The sequence below is a fragment of the Priestia sp. GS2 genome, assembly GCF_036409025.1.
GTDB classification, from domain to species: domain Bacteria; phylum Bacillota; class Bacilli; order Bacillales; family Bacillaceae_H; genus Priestia; species Priestia aryabhattai_A.
In genome coordinates this window covers 1,700,139-1,718,454 of record NZ_JAZGJX010000001.1, presented here as the reverse complement: position 1 = coordinate 1,718,454, position 18,316 = coordinate 1,700,139, and the positions used below count along the sequence as shown (strand labels likewise).

Below are 18,316 nucleotides of genomic sequence, written 5' to 3'. Positions count from 1 at the left end.
GCTAAACGTTTTGGGAAGCTTTCTTTTAGGTAGTGACGTTAACTCTTGCTAAGTTACTCACTTACCATTTCCATCTTTATTCTCTTCTGCTATTTCCTCTTTTTCTTCATGAAATTCTTCCGTTGTCTGAGCTGATATATAGTCGAATGGAGTATAGTAATTGTTTGGGAATTTTCTTATAATCAATGTCTTGCCAACTACAATGACAATAGGGACAACTGTAAGTGCACCAATTAGTAACAGTGTTATATATAGTAAGATCAGACTCCTCTTCCTCCTTTCCCTTCAAAATTTTTATTGAAGGCTGTATAAATTAAGCAAGTTTACGATGTGTTCTTGCTTTTTGGCTGTATCTAATGATGTCTTAACGTCATCTTTTCAGCTTCAACGTCTAATCCCTTAATAAGTAAAAGCGTTGTTATCTTTTCATCACCGGCAGAGCTGACTTATGAAGATTTGTCCACCCTTCACTTTTTGTTTATTTTGTATAAAATCAAAGCGCTAAGGTAACATTGATAGAAATCAAAGAAAATTCACCTATAAGTTAGTTGACTCTATAAACGTTTCATGTTAATTTGTATATGCAAATGATTGAAAGGGTTGATCCATGATGCACGAAGAAGAAGAAGTACTTATACATTGTTTGTACTTTACCGCAAGCAGATTTGCTCGTAATATTACAAAATTAGCTGAGGATACGTTTAATTTTGATGGAATTGCTCCTTCACACCTTTATATGATTATGACTGTAAAGTTTCACCCTGGTATTACTCAAAAAGAGCTGTGCTATAAATTGTCAATTGCTCCTTCAACAAGCACACGCTTTATTGATAAACTCGAAAAGCAAAAGCTTGTCACTAGAAAAGCTGAAGGAAAACAGACGTTTATTTCTTTAACAGATAAAGGCGAAAAGCTGTACGTCGAATTTCGAAAAGCACTAAAACAATTATTTAGTAGCTATTCTGAAGTCTTAGGTAAAGAATTCAGCGAAGACTTAAGTAAAACTCTTCATGAGGCAAGTAATAAGCTAGAAAGCAAATCGTAATTTTTTTATCTTTTCATTTGCATATACAAATAAAGTGATGAGGAGGTTTTAAACTATGTCTGAAAAAGTATTATTAATTGTAGGTGCTGGGCCAGGAATTAGCCTAACAGCCGCAAAGAAATTTGGAGAAAAAGGCTTTAAAATTGCCTTAATTTCTCGAAGTAACCAATCACTACAAGAGTATGTGAACGAATTAAAAAATGACGGCATTACTGCTCAAGGTTTCCCTGGAGATGCCTCTTCAGAAGAATCGTTAAAAGCAGCTATTAAACAAGTACTTACTACTTTTGGCAACGTAGATGTTTTATTATACAATGCTGCTGCTGGACAGCCTGGCGTACCAACAACTCTTAGTACAAACCAGCTAATAGAAGATTTTAAAGTGAGCGTAGCTGGAGCTCTAACTAGTGTTAAAGAAGTTCTTCCGTTGATGAAGAACGGTGCTATCATATTAACTGGTGGCGGATTAGCTTTAGAACCCTATGCAGGGTATGCTTCATTAGCAATTGGAAAAGCAGGTATTCGCAACTTAGCCTATAGCCTTCATCAAGAGTTACAACCAAAGAGTATATATGTTGGAACGCTTACAATCAAAGGTTTTGTTAAAGAAGGAACCTATTTCTCTCCTGAGAATATCGCCCAGGCTTTTTACGAAATGTATGAGAAACAAGATCAAGTTGAAGTTGTTTACGAAGAGAAATAATTTTTTTGCATTTTAATTTGTATATACAAATATTAAAGGAGCTGCACATAATGAAAAAAACATTAGTTATTTTAGCACACCCTAATCTAAAGGATTCTATTATTAATAAAGCATGGAAAAATCGTCTTGCAAAAGAATCAAATATAACAATTCATGACTTGTATGAAAAATACCCTGATGGTCACATTGATGTTGCCTATGAGCAACAACTACTTTTAAATCATGAAAAAATCGTTTTCCAATTTCCTTTCTACTGGTACAGCAGCCCTTCACGATTAAAAGAATGGCAAGATGTAGTTCTAACTTATGGCTGGGCATATGGTTCTGAAGGAACAAAGCTACACGGAAAAGAATTTATGTTAGCTATTTCAACAGGCGGTCCAGAGGAAGCTTATCAAGCTGGAGGATATAACGCATATAGTATGAGTGAATTAACAAAGCCATTCCAAGCAATGGCTAATCTAACAGGAATGAAATTTTTGCCTACGTTTACTATTCATGGCGTACGGGTACTAACAGAAGAGGAAGTGCAAGAGAGCGCAGAGAAGTTTGTGCGTCATTTACAGTGATTCACAAAAATTAACTCACTATATCAATAAGATGATTTTATGTATTCTTAAAACAATAAATCATCTATTAGCTGGGATAGTTCTACGCTTTAGGTTCTTGTTATAAAAACACCTCTTCATATTGAGTATAATTACATGTTTTAACTGCTGGTAGCTAAATATTCCTTGTGAATATAGATACACTAAAAAAGGTATTTTTCGCTATAGTAATATGATAAGATGAAACAAGCACAAAGGGATTTGTTTTAAAATTTAATAACGTGAAACCTGCATGTACACTAAATTTAAAAGCAGAAAAAGCCTTTAAATCAAAGGCTTTTTTTCTTTATAAGAAAATAGCTATTTTTTTGTCTATAAAATGAAAACTTGTTGATAGCCATCACTTGTATAAGGAGATAGTAAACGATGCATAGAAATGATAAATTGTACGATTTTTTAGTTGAACGCACATGGTCTTTGACTGAAAAATGGTATGAATCCTTAGATAAAGAAAATTCATTAGGTGTATATGCTTCAAGTGACCCACTCGTGATTGACCAAGTAAAACAGCAAAATCATGAGTTTCACACTCGATTTTGTAAAATCTTTGATAATAATGAATCAAGTGAACAATTTTCTATCCATTTCGATGAATGGATTAGTGCAATTTCAAAAGACGAAGAACATTTAAATACCCCGATCGACCTCATTTTACATGAGTTTTTTGTTACGCAAAATCAGTATTTAGATCTGATTGAAGAATTCGTTCGGACAAGCAGTGAAAGCTATTCACAAGAAACAATCAACAGGTGGAATCGTGTTATTATTAAAAATTTTAACTACGTTATGACTGTATTCACTAGGGAGTACCATGCACATTCCCAAATACGCTTGAAGGCTCAGCAAGAATTAATTATAGAATTGAGCTCACCTATCATTTCATTAAGCTCAAGCTTAGCTCTACTCCCTATTGTAGGTGAGATTGATACCGGCCGCGCTAAGTTTATCCTTGAAAATACTTTAAACCAGTGTGTAGATAAGGGGATTCGTCACCTTTTACTTGATTTATCCGGAGTAGTCGTTATTGATACAATGGTTGCTCATCAAATCTTCCAATTAGTTGAATCATTAAGCTTAATTGGTGTAAAAGCAACATTATCAGGCATTCGACCTGAAATTGCACAAACAGCTATTCAAATCGGAATTGATTTCAGTAAAGTGTCCATTGTATCTAGTCTAGAACAAGCAATTGCGGCATCCAAAACATATTAATCTATAAACTTGTATTGCTACTATACTTGTCCAGAAAAGGTTGAATCTTTTCTGGATGACATTATTAATCAGTTTTCATTAGAGTCTACTATTTCTTTAAAATAATTACTGCATTTGATAACCCTTTATTAGTATCTAAGTATATTTTTATATTCTCTTTCATCTCAGCTTTACTAATTAAAGCTTTTCCCTTTGTCTCTGGGCTGTCCGAGAAAGCACCCAGTAATAAATAATATGGTAAGCTCAGGTTAGATTACTTCAGTATTATCACCCTTTCCTATAGTCTATATACCATCAATTCACATGGCATATTCCAATACAGACATTTCTAGTGCACCATAACAATAACGTAGTGAAAGTGAAAATCCATGACTACGGGGACCTTTATTTTGTCATTACATACTATATAAACTCTTCTATAATAAAAAAGTCCCAGAACGATTAAATCAGTTCTGGGGCTTTTTTACAAAAGAGAGTGAAAGCACTACATCTTTCTTTTAGATAGGAGCTTGCTCTACATCTATTGTTTTCAACTCTAATAATTTCTTTAAGAATGTTGTGATGTTTTCATTCTCTTCATTCGTTTCTACTTTTGAGTTATCCTTTTCATATTTAGTAAGAAATTGGAGGATTGCTTCTCTGTAAGCATTTGTTTTGATTAGCCAGTCACTTAAAAGATGTTTGGTTGCTTTAAATTCTTCTTCATTTTTAACACCAAATAAACTTTGCATCTCTGGTTCCTTTAACTTCATTGACTGAAAGTTTTCACTCATAACAAGGCAAAAATAGTTTTGTTGAAGATCATAGTATTTATGTTCTTCTAATAGGAAATAATCAATTTCAAACTTAACTCCATAGTATGGCTGGGATGCAGTTGGAAGATGAAGTTTGTTAATCTTAATATTCTCTACTGAATCTATATATACTTCTAAACCGTGGGTAGTCTTAATTGCTTTACTACTTAATAAATCCATACTATTTAACTCCTTCTTCATGTTAATATCTATTTAATAAGAAGGAACGTTAGCAAGTCCTAACCAGCTAACGCTCCTTCCATTGCATAAACAATTTTAGCTAGCGCAATTAGTTCTTAACAGCCTTTTTCCAGTCAGCTGCAAATTTTTCGATTCCTTGCTCAGTTAAAGGATGTTTCACTAATTGTTCAATGACAGCATATGGAATTGTTGCGATATGAGCTCCAGCAAGCGCTACACGCGTCACATGGTCTGGATGTCTGACAGAAGCGGCAATAATTTGCGAATCAATATTTTGTACGCGGAACAACTCTGCAATCTTCGTTACAAGATGAACACCGTCTTCTGAAATATCATCTAAACGCCCTAAGAATGGCGATACATATGTAGCACCTGCACGGGCTGCTAAAAGTGCCTGATTCACAGTAAAGATAAGTGTTACATTTGTTTTTACGCCTTTTTTCGAAAGGTAACGTGTTGCTTCTAGACCAGGGATTGTCATTGGAAGTTTAATGGTAATGTTTTTATCTCCGCCGTTAATTTTAATTAATTCTTCAGCTTGCGCAATCATATCTTCTGCTGTTTCAGCGTCTGGTGTTACTTCTGCCGAAACTGATTCTACTTCAGGTACTATTTTTAGAATTTCCTCAATGCGATCTTCAAATTTTACGCCTTCTTTTGCGACTAAAGATGGATTGGTTGTCACACCGGATAAAACGCCTACTTTATATGCTTTTTTAATATCCTCAATGTTGGCCGTATCAATAAAAAATTTCATAGTTGCATTCCTCCATTAAATTCTTTTTTAGCTAGCATAAGCCTGTCTATATCCTTTTCCCTCATATTTCTTAATTTAATCACGTATTAGGTGATATGTTTTTAGTTAGTTAAATAACATTTTCTATCGTGAATTCAAACCATTGTATGTCCTACGCTTCTGACGCTTGAAACGTGTCAATAGATATTATTTTCTCCCTGGGTCCTTATCATGCCCATCGCAGAGAGGTTTCTTTCTTATAGAGTGTATACTTTGCTAAAAATTTCACTCTTTCGAAGTTGAAATGTAATCTTCATCTAACCACCATTTAAATCCATTTGCGTTCAGTAAACGATTTGTTTCCTCAGGACCATAAGAACCTGATTTATAAGAATAAAGGGGTAAAAGATTTTCTTCGAAAGCTTCTAATATTGGCTGCACCCATTTCCAAGACATCTCAACCTCATCCCAGTGAGCAAAGAAAGTAGGATCTCCGCAAAAAGCATCAAAAATTAACCGTTCATAAGCTTCAGGAACATCCTGTTGATCCAATGAGAAATTTACTCTTACAGGTTCAAGTTCGCCGTTATTTAATGGATTTTTACTGTTAAGCTGTATAGAAACCTGCTCATGTGGATTAATTTCAATAATTAATAAATTAGGTGCCAGGTTTCTTTTTTCAGTCACGTGCAAATATTTTAATGAGTTTTTGAATTCAATCACAACGCGAGTAGATTTGGTTTTCATTCTTTTTCCTGTACGAATGTAAAACGGTACTTCCGTCCAAAATGGATTATCAATCCACAGTCTGGCCGCTACAAACGTATCAGTTTGTGAAGACGTGGCAACACCAGGTTCTTCTTTATATCCATCTACAAACTGCTCTTGAACTTCTCCATCACTATACTGACCGCGAATAACATGCATACCTACGTCTTCTTTCTTTATAAGGCGAAGTGACTCCATTACTTTTCTCTTTTCATCACGAATCTCTTCTGAATTAATTCTTTTTGGTAGATGCATAGCCGTCATCATTACGAGTTGCAACAGATGATTCTGAACCATATCTCGAATTGCGCCTGCTTGATCATAATAACCAGCTCTTTCTTCTACTCCTACCGTTTCGCTTGCCGTAATTTGGATATTAGCAATATGTTTGTTATTCCATAATGATTGAAGTATGGGATTCGCAAATTCTAAAGCCTCCAAGTTTTGAACCATTGACTTTCCAAGATAATGGTCAATGCGGTAAATTTCCTCTTCTTTAAATACTTGACTTAATTTTAGGTTTAAATCTTGGGCCGATTTCAAATCATGTCCAAAGGGCTTTTCAATTATCAGACGCTTCCATCCTCGCGTAGAACCTAACCCACTATCCTTAATGTTTAATGCAATAAGGTCAAAAAAGTCTGGTCCTACTGATAGATAAAACATTCGATTTTCTGGAATTTCCAAATCTTTTTCACGTTGTTGAACGAGATTTAACAAATTCTTATAATCTTCTGCTTTTGTTGCATCTAAGGCTATATAGCTAAAATAACCCATAAAATGATCTATACTTGAACGACCATCTACCGATTGTCGAGAAAAAGTTTCTACTGACTCTCTTACTAGGCTTTGAAAATCAGCATCAGACATCTCTTCTCTCCCCGACCCAATAATAGAAATTGGCTGGGGTATTTTCTGACTTAAGAATAAATTATATAAAGCCGGTAATATCTTTCTTTTAGCTAAATCTCCTGTAGCTCCAAATAAAACAAAAGTCATTGAGTCCATTGCCTATACTCCTTTTAGTATGTAAAATTCTTCACGTACGATAAAATAATTCATATCCAATAAGTAATATCTAAACATTAATCATCTGTATTATGAGGACATATTATTCATTGATGTCAGCATATGTACGTACTGTTCATTATTATATTTTTTACGATGTAGGATATTATGAACAAGAAAGAACTAAATATACTTTGCTTGCTAGTGCGCAAAGAATGCTTCTTTACATAACGTCCATAGTAGAAGTATGTATACCTATAAAAAGTGTAAACTCTTTCACTTGAATTTACTCTGCCTTTATAATACGTGCCTTTCATAAAGGGAGAAAAAATTAGCTCCTATTCCTTGTGTACATAGATAAGTGCTTATGTCTACCTTAATAAGCTACATGTTCTCCGACATTAATGATTAATACATGTCTCTGCTTTCATTATTCACATGCTATATGTAAATTAGTTACGATAATAATTTTTCTTGGAACGTGTAAAAGACATCCTATATATAGCACGTCTTTTAGCTTTTAAATGGTCGCATAGCAGAGTGTTATTCTAGCTTTCATATTCGGGGTGTCAGATAGTAAAAAGTATTTAATCGTAACATTAGATATTTTTTAATGACATTTTAATCCTTATTTATTTCGATTAACTACTGTATTTTTCTTTTTATCTAAGGTCGTTTTTAAATGAGAGATAAATATTAAGAAACCGCAAATAACCATTATCCAACGCATAAAACCATGAAATCCAGGATCGAAAATGTTTATTAGAGCTATCATAAGCCCTGCTACCATACCAATAAATTTAATAAGCAAAAAGCAACCTCCCTTATTTTCCTTATAATTACATTTTAATATGTTATAAAGAAAGATAAATGAATGAATACAATTTACCAAGATTATTAGCATAAACCCTCTTACGAGAAGCAAAACAGCTCTAGAATATTTTATCTAGAGCTGCTTGATTTATTAAATAGATTCATTAATACTTTCTTTTTTAAAGATTCCTATCAGAAGAGTAAAGAACCCTATTAAAAAGAAAATTGGAAATAATAACATCAACAATCCAGCTGCTGCGAAACCATCTCGCTGGTTAATACCAAATAGGATAGATGCTATCCATGAAAAAAATGGAGCTATTATCAACATTGTAGTTATGCCCCATACTAGATATTTTCTTTTAGATGATCTTCCTTGACTTAATTTACGAGCAAACATAATACCTAATACTAAAATCAATAGTGCAATTCCTATTGCCAATTCACTCTCACCTTCCCTGCAACAAGGATTTCACCATGAAAAGCTATACCACTGTCAGGATATTCAAAATCAGTTACCATAATGTGCGTTATAGTTAAATTATATTTGTTTTCTTCATTTAGAATTACTTTTCTCACTTTTTTTCGCCACTTTTAAAAAATAAAGATTGGCTGAAACATTAACGTTATAAACTTTATAAAATAGAAGCTAATTACCTGCCTCATTCGCATTAAATGTATCTTTTTTAACATTCAATATATGACCACTAATATTAACTGTTTGATTATCTACCCACGTGACTTCAGCTGTTTCTTGAGGATAGTTCCAATAAATATTTTTCTTTTTATTAAAAACCTTGTTTGTATCAGTTAATTCTCCTCTAATAGCAAAAGGCGTAGTAGCCCCACCACTCGAGCGATAAATCTTTACTACATATTCGCCGTTAGGAGAGGTACTTTGAGAAACATATTCTCCTTTTGGAACAAATTGCAGGCGACTAGGTGCAAAAAGAAACCACCAAATAAACCCTACAACTAAAAAAATACTGATTGAAGCAAAAGCCAATATGTAGCGTTTCTTCAATTTCTTCTCCTCTTTTCTTACATGTTTAGTAAACACCTTAAGGCCTAGCAAACTCACCAAAAGCGGATTCGAATTCTTCTCGTAATTGAATGATAACTTCTATGGGAGAACCAGTATTATTTTCTTCACTCGGTTGTTTAGGTGTTTTCCCTTCATACCATTTCTTTTCATTATCAGCGGTTGTTACACCTTTTTCTTCCCATTTAAAGTATATCTCTATCCCTTCTAACGGTGGATTGCTAGTATAATAATCAACCAATTCTTTTTCGCTGAGTTCAGAAGAAAGTTTTTTATAAGCAACCACTGTTGGTCGTCCCCCGCTTCCCCAAGGTCCTCCACCATAAAAAACACCATAATTAAAAGCTTGATCAATGACTGTTGTTTTAGGTGGGAGCGGAATGGCATAAAATTCTTCAGCAAAAGCTTTAGCTGTTCGCTTATCGTGGCTTAAAAAATAGATAGTTCTCCAAGAAATTGTAGTGATTAAAGCAGCCAATAGTAAAAGCTTATATTTGTTTCTCACGTCCAATTTCTCCTTTTAGATAACATTCGCATAAAGAAACCTTCCTCGTGGACAAGAAAGGCTTCTATTTATTAATCCGCTTTTTTAATTATTAATACTTCTGTTGCACCAGGGAGAAAACGAAACGGTGTATTAATCGTTTTTACAGATAAACTCTCTCTGCTTAACATATCTAGTAGCTTATTTAAATAAGGGTAGCGTTCACCTCTAAAATTCACTAGAGGATAGATTCGTATTTCTCCACCTTTTTTAGTAACTCGAATTAGTTCTTGAATGGCCTGTAAATGAAAATTGAAATCAAATTGCTCTTCATACAAAAATAAAAAGTGATTACATAAAACAAGAGAAAACGTTTCGTTGTTAAACGGTAGGTCTGGTAATGCTCCGTATACAAATCGTTTATTGGCTTCTTTTTCTTGATACTGATTGAGAAAAAGATCCAAGGAATGCTTTCGAATCTCGATATGCTTTGCTAAGCTTTCATATGATTCCCAAGAGAAACTTGAGAGACTTTTGTTTAGCTTTTCACTAGCTTCTTGCATTTCCTTTTGCCCTTTACACATCATCTCTTCAAAAGGTAGGTTGTACAAAGGATCAACAGCAAAAGCATCATATCCTTGTTTGTTCGCTTTAGTGCTGAAAGAAGACGCTCCTCCTGCAACATCTAGAATTGGCCCTTTCCCTAAAAGGCTCTCATCTAACATAAACATCTCTTCATACTCTTTGTAGGATCTGCACGTCATAGCAACTCCTACTTGTTCGTAGAACGTCTCTGTACTCATCTCGTCTCATCTCTCCTCAACTAATATCGTAAAATATCACAATGTTAATTTTATCCTTTTTTAGTATTGATCGCAATAAACAAGCTCTAAATCACTTTGAAAATTTAATAAAAAAAAGCCTTTTATAAGATAAAGGCTCATTGACTCTCATTATTAAGGATGTATGGCTTGTTTAGTTGCTCGACTATCTTTAACGACACTTTCTAAAGCAGACATGATGATGGAATTCCCTACAACTCCTACATAGTGGGCGCCTTTTTTATATGACTCCTGGATTCCGTTAACATCACTAGCTACCGTTCCAATAATCATATCTGTCTCCAATGCTTTTCTATATAATAATGATAAAACTTTTTGAACTTCCGGATGCTGCGCTCCTTCTTTTTTATACCCCATATCAACTGATAAATCGGTAGTACCGATAAAAATGCCATCAATACCTTCAACATTGGCAATTTCATTCAAGTTTCTCACAGCTTCCATCGTTTCAATATGTGCCAACACGATAATATTCTGATCAGAGTCGTTTAAAAATGATTCACCTGCATCTTTTCCATAGCGAGCTGCTCGGTGTGAGTAAGCTACTCCTCTCTTGCCTAAAGGAGAGAATTTCGCTTTTTTAACGACCTCAAGAGCATCTGCTTGCGAATTAACCATAGGTATTTGTATGCCCATTGCGCCTCTATCTAATGCTTTTTGAATGCTAGATTGGTCATAGGAAACTCGCACAATCGGAACTACGCCCACTCCTTCTGCTGTTCTAATCATATTTTCTAATTCTGAATGACTAAATGCCCCGTGCTCTTCATCAATAATGACAAAATCAAAGCCAGCATAACCAATCATCTCAATAAGATTAGGTGAATAAAAGCTAATAAAGCTTCCCAGCACTTTTTCTCCTTTTTTAAGCTTTTCCTTTACATGATTAATCAACATAAACTCTCCTTTCACTATAGAGTTAACCAATTATATAGAGCACCTGTAGTAGCTACAGGTTGCTCTATACTGCTTAAGTGCGCGCAGTTGTCTAAAATAATAAGGTGGGAATGTTTGATAGATGCCGCCATCTCTTCATGAAGAGGTGGCGGGCAAACTTTATCTTCTTTCCCAACTAAAAGCAGTGTTGGCACATTGATAGCCTTCAAGCTTTCACGAGCATCCTGTCTTGTTGAGACTGCTTGTAATTGCTGTATATACGCGGTGGGCCCAATCTTATTTGCCATGTCACGAATAGTAGAGGTTAGTGGATAATCACTTTGTCTACTAGGATGAATTAAGTTAGGAAGCAATTTATGTTCCACAATATCCTCAAACTGACCCTTCTTAACCATGTTAATAAGCTCATCCCACTGCGTTAACTGGTCTGGTCTAGGTCCGTACGGATTTGAATTTAAAAAAGCTAACCTCGTTACTCTTTCTGGAGCTTGACGCGCAACTTCCATTGCAACGATTCCACCTAAAGATAACCCTGCAAGCGCAAAGTTTTCAGGTGCATCTTTAAGTAATAGCTGTGCCATGCATTCAATGGAATTTCCTTGGTTTGGTATAAATACGTTAGGATTTGCTACATGACTTAGATTTTTCAGCTGATGGCTCCATAATCGTTCATCACACAGAGTACCTGGTATTAATAAAAGATGTTCTTTCATCTTTTATCACTTTTCTCCAGAACGGAGCTTTTCTGCCATTTTCTTTTCTAGTTCTCTGAAGTTGTCAGGTTTAATCATCTTGCCTAACTCATCTGCATAAAAGCCGTGCTCTGCAGCTTTCTTTATAACTTGAGGAGACCAGTATGGATCTTTTCCATTAAACACTTCATGTTGTTCAAGTACCGCAAAAATCCAAGCATCCTGGTCACTAATGTTTTCAAACCCTCTCCATAGACCAGGAGGTAGTGAAATTAAGTCCCATTCCTCAATGATTGTTTCACCTTCAATTTCATCTTCACTGTTTCCCCAATAAAAACGCCATTTTCCGGAAAGAGGAAGAAACGCTTCGATGTAGTCGTGTGTATGATAAGCCGGACCATTTCCAGGAGGTGCTTTTACCATTCCAATTTGAAACCCATGTGGCTCAGTGATTTCAGGAGAATAATCATCGTTTTCACTTGCTGTATCTCCAATAAGAGCATAATTCAGTCGTTGATGGCCAGGGATAATACTGTCAATAAACATTAGAGGAATCGACTTTGACTTTAAATCATCAAAGCGAACAATCCAGTTTTCCTCCATTTTTTCACTTGAGATATGGCGTTTGATTTTAGGTTGTTGTGTTGGCATAAAGAAACTTCCTTTCCATAAATTAATTTAATTGATAGATAAATAAGGCTTATGCTTATAGTTTGAAATTAACTAGTTTTAACTCTGTCATTTCGTCAATTGAATATTTAATGCCTTCACGTCCTGTGCCGCTATTTTTCACTCCTCCATAAGGCATTTGATCAACTCGGTACGTAGGAATATCATTTATCATAACGCCTCCAACTTGAAGGTTTTCTGTGGCATAAAAAGCTTTGCGAATAGACGTTGTATAAACACCGGCTTGCAATCCATATTCTGAGTTGTTTACTAACGTAATTGCTTCTTCTAACTGTTCATAAGGTGTGATGGTAACAATAGGAGCAAAAGCTTCTTTACAATTTAAAGGTAAAGTTTGCTTTGCTTCTGTAATGACGGTAGGTTGTAAAATAGCACCTTCACGTTGACCCCCGCATACAACTTTCGCCCCTGCTTCTACCGCTTCGTGAATCCACTTTTCTACTCTTTCCGCTTCCGATATATTTATCATTGAAGAGAGGTCAGTGCTTTCTAAAAGAGGATCGGCTATAATAAGGCGCTTTGCTTTTTCAATAAACTTTTCAAGGAAGAGATGATAAAGCTCTTTTTGGACGTAAATTCTTTGCACGGAGATACAAACTTGGCCTGCATAGCTAAAGGCTCCTTGTATACAACGCTCTACAACATCACCAAGATTTTCAACGCTATCAACAATAACAGCTGAATTTGAACCTAACTCAAGGGTTACTTTATTTAATCCTGATTGCCTTTTGATATCTAGACCTACTTCTAAGCTTCCTGTAAAAGTTATCATTTTAATCCTTGAATCCTTAACCAATTGGTTACCAATAACGCTTCCTTTACCAGTAACTACATTTAATGCTCCTGCGGGTAAACCAGCTTCTTCAAAAGCTCGGGCCGTAAATAGAGCACTTAAAGGTGTTTGGGTGGCAGGTTTAAGAATGACAGAATTACCTACAGCAAAAGCCGGTCCTAACTTATGCGCAACAAGGTTAAATGGAAAGTTAAACGGCGTAATGGCTGCGATAGTTCCTAAAGGTTCACGAACGGTAAAAGCTAACCTGCCTTTACCGTTTTTGGCAGCATCCATTGGAATAATTTCTCCATGGATACGTTTCGCTTCTTCACTAGCAAACTTATACGTCTCAATGGTTCTTGATATTTCAGCGCGGGCATCCTTGATAGGCTTAGCACATTCTAATGCAAGAATTTCTGCTGCCTGTTCAGCTTTTTCTTTAAAAATAGCTGACACTCTTTCTAGGATTTCAGATCGTTCTAGAGAAGTTAATTGTCGCAGTTGTTCTGCACCTTTATGAGCGCTTTTTATTGCAGCTTCTACGTCAGTTTCATTTGCTAAAGAAACTTTAGCAATTACTCTTTTGCTGTAGGGAGATGTTAAGTCATAGAAGTCACTGCCGGCTTTCCATTTACCATTAATAAACAGCTGTTGTGCGACTTCATGTTTCAACATAGCGTTTCACCTCCTTTCAGTACACCTTGAAATGCCTTTCTATAAATCTCTAAAATACTTTTTTCATTGAGTTGATACGGTGTATTAACTAGTAAGCGATCAATCTGTGAGGCTTGCTTTGCAAGGACTGGTAAATCGTCTTCTTTTATTCCAAGTTCAGCTAGCGAAGTCGGTAATTCAAGGGTGGTTAATAAGTCGTAAAGGTAGTGTACGACTGCTTTGAGTGCATCGTGAGGTCTTGTTGTATAATCTCCAAGTTCGAGGTACATTGCTACTTCTACCATTTCTTCAGTACATGTTCTTCCAACCTGTTCAAAAACAAAAGGTAAAAGCAGCGCATTAGCAATTCCATGTTCAATATGATATTTGCCTCCAAGAGGATACGCTAGAGCATGAACAGCTCCTACGCCAGCATTAGCTAATGAAACGCCTGCAAGAACACTTACCCAGCTCATTCCAATACGACTTTCTATATTCTGACCATTATGAACTGCTTTGGTGATATTGGAACTAAATAATTTCATTGCTTTTTCGGCATACATTTTCGTTAACGGTGTAGCATTCACTGAGACATAGGACTCAATAGCATGTGTAAAAGCGTCTACTCCGGAAGCGGCAGTTACTCGTGGTGGGCATGAACGCGTGAGGTAAGGATCGATTATTGCCAGATCAGGAAGAAGATATTTACTGACAATACCTCTTTTAATCTCTTGCTCTTCGTCTCCAAAAATAGCATTCATTGTTACTTCTGATCCAGTTCCTGAGGTGGTGGGAAGCAGAATACATTTAATACTTCTAGATGAAATAGTTTCTTCTCCACTTAAGTAGGGAGCTATATACTTCTTATCTGCAAGTGCCGCGGTAGCTTTAGCGACATCAAGCGCACTCCCACCACCAATTCCAATTATTACTTCACTTTCTACTTCTTTCATAAAATCTATTGCTCTTTTTAACAATGTAAATGTTGGTTCACCTTCAATTTCTGTAAAGGTCGTTGCCTGTACCCCCGCTGATTCAACTAGCTCAAGGACATGTTGAACCATGCCAACGCGCTCTATCCCTTTATCGCTTATAATGACAGCTTTTTTCACACGCAACTTTTTCAACTCTTCAGGTAACGAATAAACTGAATCAAGTCCAAATCGAAGGTTTTCTATGCTTAAAAAATTAGAGTACGTAGTAGGTAAAGCTCGATTTATATTTTTAACAGTTACAGTCATCATATTTCCTCCTGTTTGAATGCGCATTCAAAAAATATTTTAGTTAGACGCGCTCTTCTATATTTGTTGCTGCTACTTCAGATTTTTTTTGGGAATGAATTTGAGTTAATACGTCCAATCCATCAAATGTAATCCATTCTTCTACTATCTTTTCATTTCGCACTTTGATATGTGTAATGCCCAAAATTTCTACTGTGTTTCCACTTGGTTTTCCAAAGTATCCGATTCCTTCGTGCAGCCCTTGTAACCGCCATCTAACGGCAACTTCCCATTCATCTTTTACTATTCCTTCGTTACATGTTACACGGTCGATTAGAAATTTCGCATTTGGAAAAGAAGCAAATAAACTTACCAACATTCCTTGCATTTGATTAATACCAATTAAATCCTTATTGCATATATAATGGCTTACTGCGTTATCAGCATAAAAATCTTTTAAATGATTGAATAACTTCCATTCCCACACTAAGTTATACATCTTCAAAATGAAATCTCCAATTTCAAATTTTGTTGATTGTGGAGAATAAACAGAAGGAACTCTTTGTCCTTCCATGGTTTGACTTAAACCAAAATCAGATTGAAATGGGGGTCTCTTATTTGGCATCTTCTTAGCAATTTCTATTGGATCAAAACCTAGTTGCTGTACAAGGTGAAGATTATCTCTTACAAGCCATTCTTCAACGATTCTGTTAGAGTGAACAAAGCAATCTACTATAGTTCTAAAATAAACTTTCTTCCCCGTAGCAGGTCCAAAACTCGATTCTCCCAAATTCGTTGCATTGGAAGAAATACGGTGAGAAGATAAAAATCCCTCTTGATCATTTCCAGACCATATAACGTTTTCACCAATTAACTTCCGATCTGGAAAAGCATGTAATGTTTGAAGCGTTCCTGATACTACTTCGTTAATGCCCTGCACGCTTTGACTACCTACGTGCATCGTAATGTTATTGTGATATGTTTGATAAATAATGCCTATCCCTTTATCTTCCCAAATATGATGAGTTATTTTAATAATGTAATCAACAAAATTAAGGTACTGTTTATCAAACCCTTGCATTCGTTGCTTACTTTCTGTATTGGTAAGAAATTCATTATAATCTGAGTATCCAAATGGCTTAATTTCTTTTGAGTTACCGTAAAAAACCTTCTCATTATTAGGCTTATTGCTCGTATCCGTAGAGGATTTTGGAGCTTCTTGGCTCAATTCACTTAATTTTGTCACGATACTAGCCTCCTCTTATGGTAGTTTGAATGCGCATTCAAAAATGCGTTTACAAATAAAGTGGTTAAATTGCTGTCCATCCACCATCAACTTTAATGGTTTCACCTGTGATAAAATTAGCCATGTCAGACGCTAAAAACAATACTGCACCCGTAACGTCTGATGGCTTAGCGATTGTTCCTAGAGGTATTCTACTTACAACATCTTGATAGAAGCTCTTATCTTCAAACATTCCTGATGTCAGTTCAGTTTCAATAAACGTTGGTGCCACAGCATTTACCTTTACATTATATGGTGCCCACTCAACGGCTAAAGCCTTAGTTAGCTGCATCCCTCCTCCTTTACTAGAACAATACGAGGCTCTGTTAATATAACCAACAAATGCCATCTGTGATAAGATATTGATGATTTTTCCGCTTTTTTGCTGAATAAAGTACTTACCAGCACGCTGTGAACAGAAGAAAATTCCTTTGAGGTTGGTATCAATTACAGCATCCCAATCTTCTTCTGTTACTTCAATAGCAGGCTTTGCAATGTTTATTCCTGCATTATTGACAACGATATCTAACCCTCCCATGTGTGATACCGCACCATCTATCATTTTGTACACTTCATCTACATTTTGAATATTTGCAGATATATAAGTGCAATTCGAATTGTAAGACCGTAACTCTTCAACAGCCTCGCGTAACGTAGATTCATTACGGCCCGTAATAACAACTGTTGAGCCTAATTTAGCGAATTCTAATGCTATGTCTTTACCAATTCCTTTGCCGCCACCTGTTACAATTACTTTTTTCTCTTGCAAATCAGCGAAATTCATTTAGTTTACCTCTCTAACACTTGGGATGAAACAGCACTAAATAGATGCCGTCGTTTTCCTTTGAACTAAATCCGGTTCCAATATGATTCGAAACCCTTCTTCTTGATTTTCTGTACGCTCAATGAGCAATAATAGTTTTTCCAACACAAGAGTTGCCATTTTTTCTTTAGGCTGGGTTATGGTAGTCAAACCAATATACTGATTTTTAGCTAAATCAATATCATCAAACCCTACAACTGATAATTCCTGTGGGACTTTAATATTTTCACTGGCAGCAGCATCTAACACTGCTAGTGCCATTTGATCGGATGCAGCAAAAAAGCCAGTAGGACGATTAGGAGACTTTAATAGCTTTTTCGTAAATTGATAAACCTCATTGTATGAGAAATTTTGGCTATAAATATAGTCTGTATTTATAGCAATACCTAACTCTTTTAAGGCATCCTGATAACCTAAGTTTCTCAGGTGTGTAGTGACATAAGTAGATGGCCCAGCAATATAGGCTATTTGGCGATGATTTAAATTGTAAAGGTGCTTAACTGCTAGCTTGGCTCCTTTATAATTATCCACAGCAATATAGTTGGCTTTTTGATGCTCTAAGATACTGTTAAATAACACAACGGGAAACCCTTGATCATATAACTCTTTTATTTGCTCGTTATCTTTGTTTGCCGCTGCAATAATGATTCCATCAACACGTTTCCCTTTGAGCGTCTGGATATACTTGTTTAAATTTTCTTCGCTATGGTTTGTGTTACAAAGAATCACATCATACTGCATCTCCTGTGCTTTACCTGTAATGACCTTTGCGGATTCAGCGAAAAAGGGGTTTGTAATATCTCCAACAATTAATCCAATAGTTCTCGTTTTGTTACTTGCTAGGCTTCTGGCAATTTCATCTCTTGTAAAGCCTAACTCTTCAATTGCTTTGAGTACTTTCTTTCTTGTAGTTTCTTTGATATGCGGATAGTTGTTCAACACTCTCGATACTGTTGATTGAGAAACTTTTGCTTTTTCCGCTACATCATACGCACTAATTCTGCCCTTCATTAACCAAAACCCT

At 35.6% G+C, this 18,316-nt stretch carries 21 protein-coding genes; 4 read left to right on the top strand and 17 right to left on the bottom strand.

What is annotated here, in order from left to right; translation table 11 throughout:
• Positions 1-57 precede the first annotated feature (57 nt).
• On the bottom strand, positions 58-261 hold the full coding sequence (locus V2145_RS09025) for a DUF3951 domain-containing protein (protein ID WP_330988133.1): 204 nt from the start codon (positions 259-261) through the stop codon (positions 58-60).
• A gap of 346 nt (positions 262-607) precedes the next feature.
• Between V2145_RS09025 and V2145_RS09020 the strand changes: the two genes are divergently transcribed.
• The 4 genes from V2145_RS09020 to V2145_RS09005 all read left to right on the top strand — a co-directional run bounded on the left by V2145_RS09020 (position 608) and on the right by V2145_RS09005 (position 3,568).
• Positions 608-1,045 (top strand): MarR family winged helix-turn-helix transcriptional regulator, encoded by a 438-nt coding sequence (locus V2145_RS09020; protein WP_179289190.1) that lies wholly within the window; start codon positions 608-610, stop codon positions 1,043-1,045.
• A 55-nt stretch (positions 1,046-1,100) separates the two neighbouring features.
• Complete coding sequence (locus tag V2145_RS09015; RefSeq protein ID WP_330987591.1) at positions 1,101-1,748, top strand: SDR family NAD(P)-dependent oxidoreductase; 648 nt, start codon at positions 1,101-1,103, stop codon at positions 1,746-1,748.
• A 50-nt stretch (positions 1,749-1,798) separates the two neighbouring features.
• Positions 1,799-2,317 (top strand): NAD(P)H-dependent oxidoreductase, encoded by a 519-nt coding sequence (locus V2145_RS09010; RefSeq protein ID WP_094910118.1) that lies wholly within the window; start codon positions 1,799-1,801, stop codon positions 2,315-2,317.
• A 405-nt stretch (positions 2,318-2,722) separates the two neighbouring features.
• Entirely contained in the window at positions 2,723-3,568 is an 846-nt protein-coding gene (locus V2145_RS09005) for an STAS domain-containing protein (RefSeq protein WP_330987590.1), read from the top strand.
• A gap of 497 nt (positions 3,569-4,065) precedes the next feature.
• Here the strand turns inward: V2145_RS09005 and V2145_RS09000 are convergent, their stop codons facing one another.
• The 16 genes from V2145_RS09000 to V2145_RS08925 all read right to left on the bottom strand — a co-directional run bounded on the left by V2145_RS09000 (position 4,066) and on the right by V2145_RS08925 (position 18,303).
• Complete coding sequence (locus tag V2145_RS09000) at positions 4,066-4,542, bottom strand: hypothetical protein (protein ID WP_311858120.1); 477 nt, start codon at positions 4,540-4,542, stop codon at positions 4,066-4,068.
• Positions 4,543-4,651: 109 nt separating this feature from the next.
• Complete coding sequence (fsa, locus tag V2145_RS08995) at positions 4,652-5,320, bottom strand: fructose-6-phosphate aldolase (protein WP_311858118.1); 669 nt, start codon at positions 5,318-5,320, stop codon at positions 4,652-4,654.
• A gap of 264 nt (positions 5,321-5,584) precedes the next feature.
• Entirely contained in the window at positions 5,585-7,075 is a 1,491-nt protein-coding gene (gene zwf, locus V2145_RS08990; RefSeq protein ID WP_311858117.1) for a glucose-6-phosphate dehydrogenase, read from the bottom strand.
• 628 nt (positions 7,076-7,703) lie between these two features.
• Positions 7,704-7,886: a hypothetical protein gene (locus V2145_RS08985; RefSeq protein WP_311858116.1), complete on the bottom strand. Its 183-nt coding sequence runs from the start codon at positions 7,884-7,886 to the stop codon at positions 7,704-7,706.
• A gap of 153 nt (positions 7,887-8,039) precedes the next feature.
• Positions 8,040-8,330 (bottom strand): hypothetical protein, encoded by a 291-nt coding sequence (locus tag V2145_RS08980; protein WP_311858114.1) that lies wholly within the window; start codon positions 8,328-8,330, stop codon positions 8,040-8,042.
• A 207-nt stretch (positions 8,331-8,537) separates the two neighbouring features.
• Positions 8,538-8,912 (bottom strand): DUF5412 family protein, encoded by a 375-nt coding sequence (locus V2145_RS08975; protein WP_330987589.1) that lies wholly within the window; start codon positions 8,910-8,912, stop codon positions 8,538-8,540.
• Positions 8,913-8,949: 37 nt separating this feature from the next.
• Positions 8,950-9,435 carry a hypothetical protein gene (locus V2145_RS08970; RefSeq protein ID WP_330987588.1) on the bottom strand — a complete coding sequence of 162 codons (486 nt, stop codon included), beginning with the start codon at positions 9,433-9,435 and terminating at the stop codon, positions 8,950-8,952.
• Positions 9,436-9,506: 71 nt separating this feature from the next.
• Complete coding sequence (locus V2145_RS08965) at positions 9,507-10,217, bottom strand: class I SAM-dependent methyltransferase (RefSeq protein WP_330987587.1); 711 nt, start codon at positions 10,215-10,217, stop codon at positions 9,507-9,509.
• A 153-nt stretch (positions 10,218-10,370) separates the two neighbouring features.
• Complete coding sequence (locus V2145_RS08960; protein ID WP_247600285.1) at positions 10,371-11,153, bottom strand: HpcH/HpaI aldolase family protein; 783 nt, start codon at positions 11,151-11,153, stop codon at positions 10,371-10,373.
• A gap of 14 nt (positions 11,154-11,167) precedes the next feature.
• On the bottom strand, positions 11,168-11,866 hold the full coding sequence (locus V2145_RS08955; RefSeq protein WP_131887620.1) for an alpha/beta fold hydrolase: 699 nt from the start codon (positions 11,864-11,866) through the stop codon (positions 11,168-11,170).
• Between the two features lie 6 nt (positions 11,867-11,872).
• A complete protein-coding gene (locus V2145_RS08950) occupies positions 11,873-12,496 on the bottom strand; it encodes a hypothetical protein (RefSeq protein ID WP_094910129.1) in 624 nt (207 codons plus the stop codon).
• Between the two features lie 55 nt (positions 12,497-12,551).
• A complete protein-coding gene (locus V2145_RS08945; RefSeq protein WP_330987586.1) occupies positions 12,552-13,985 on the bottom strand; it encodes an aldehyde dehydrogenase family protein in 1,434 nt (477 codons plus the stop codon).
• On the bottom strand, positions 13,979-15,205 hold the full coding sequence (locus tag V2145_RS08940) for an iron-containing alcohol dehydrogenase (RefSeq protein WP_330987585.1): 1,227 nt from the start codon (positions 15,203-15,205) through the stop codon (positions 13,979-13,981). Before V2145_RS08940 ends, V2145_RS08945 begins: the two co-directional genes overlap by 7 nt.
• A 43-nt stretch (positions 15,206-15,248) precedes the next feature.
• Entirely contained in the window at positions 15,249-16,430 is a 1,182-nt protein-coding gene (locus V2145_RS08935; protein ID WP_330987584.1) for an ester cyclase, read from the bottom strand.
• 64 nt (positions 16,431-16,494) lie between these two features.
• Positions 16,495-17,253, bottom strand: coding sequence for an SDR family NAD(P)-dependent oxidoreductase (locus V2145_RS08930; RefSeq protein ID WP_311858099.1), 759 nt, complete (start codon positions 17,251-17,253; stop codon positions 16,495-16,497).
• Positions 17,254-17,289: 36 nt separating this feature from the next.
• Positions 17,290-18,303: a LacI family DNA-binding transcriptional regulator gene (locus tag V2145_RS08925; protein WP_311858097.1), complete on the bottom strand. Its 1,014-nt coding sequence runs from the start codon at positions 18,301-18,303 to the stop codon at positions 17,290-17,292.
• Between the last annotated feature and the right edge of the window lie 13 nt (positions 18,304-18,316).

What these genes read in the sequence shown, in the direction of transcription:
- V2145_RS08965 (WP_330987587.1), bottom strand. Translation starts at nt 10,217, where the DNA reads ATGAGTACAGAGACGTTCTACGAACAAGTAGGAGTTGCTATGACGTGC.
- V2145_RS09000 (WP_311858120.1), bottom strand. Translation starts at nt 4,542, where the DNA reads ATGGATTTATTAAGTAGTAAAGCAATTAAGACTACCCACGGTTTAGAA.
- V2145_RS09010 (WP_094910118.1), top strand. Translation starts at nt 1,799, where the DNA reads ATGAAAAAAACATTAGTTATTTTAGCACACCCTAATCTAAAGGATTCT.
- V2145_RS09020 (WP_179289190.1), top strand. Translation starts at nt 608, where the DNA reads ATGATGCACGAAGAAGAAGAAGTACTTATACATTGTTTGTACTTTACC.
- V2145_RS09005 (WP_330987590.1), top strand. Translation starts at nt 2,723, where the DNA reads ATGCATAGAAATGATAAATTGTACGATTTTTTAGTTGAACGCACATGG.
- V2145_RS08960 (WP_247600285.1), bottom strand. Translation starts at nt 11,153, where the DNA reads ATGTTGATTAATCATGTAAAGGAAAAGCTTAAAAAAGGAGAAAAAGTG.
- fsa (WP_311858118.1), bottom strand. Translation starts at nt 5,320, where the DNA reads ATGAAATTTTTTATTGATACGGCCAACATTGAGGATATTAAAAAAGCA.
- V2145_RS08925 (WP_311858097.1), bottom strand. Translation starts at nt 18,303, where the DNA reads ATGAAGGGCAGAATTAGTGCGTATGATGTAGCGGAAAAAGCAAAAGTT.
- zwf (WP_311858117.1), bottom strand. Translation starts at nt 7,075, where the DNA reads ATGGACTCAATGACTTTTGTTTTATTTGGAGCTACAGGAGATTTAGCT.
- V2145_RS08930 (WP_311858099.1), bottom strand. Translation starts at nt 17,253, where the DNA reads ATGAATTTCGCTGATTTGCAAGAGAAAAAAGTAATTGTAACAGGTGGC.
- V2145_RS08940 (WP_330987585.1), bottom strand. Translation starts at nt 15,205, where the DNA reads ATGACTGTAACTGTTAAAAATATAAATCGAGCTTTACCTACTACGTAC.
- V2145_RS08945 (WP_330987586.1), bottom strand. Translation starts at nt 13,985, where the DNA reads ATGTTGAAACATGAAGTCGCACAACAGCTGTTTATTAATGGTAAATGG.
- V2145_RS08955 (WP_131887620.1), bottom strand. Translation starts at nt 11,866, where the DNA reads ATGAAAGAACATCTTTTATTAATACCAGGTACTCTGTGTGATGAACGA.
- V2145_RS08950 (WP_094910129.1), bottom strand. Translation starts at nt 12,496, where the DNA reads ATGCCAACACAACAACCTAAAATCAAACGCCATATCTCAAGTGAAAAA.
- V2145_RS09015 (WP_330987591.1), top strand. Translation starts at nt 1,101, where the DNA reads ATGTCTGAAAAAGTATTATTAATTGTAGGTGCTGGGCCAGGAATTAGC.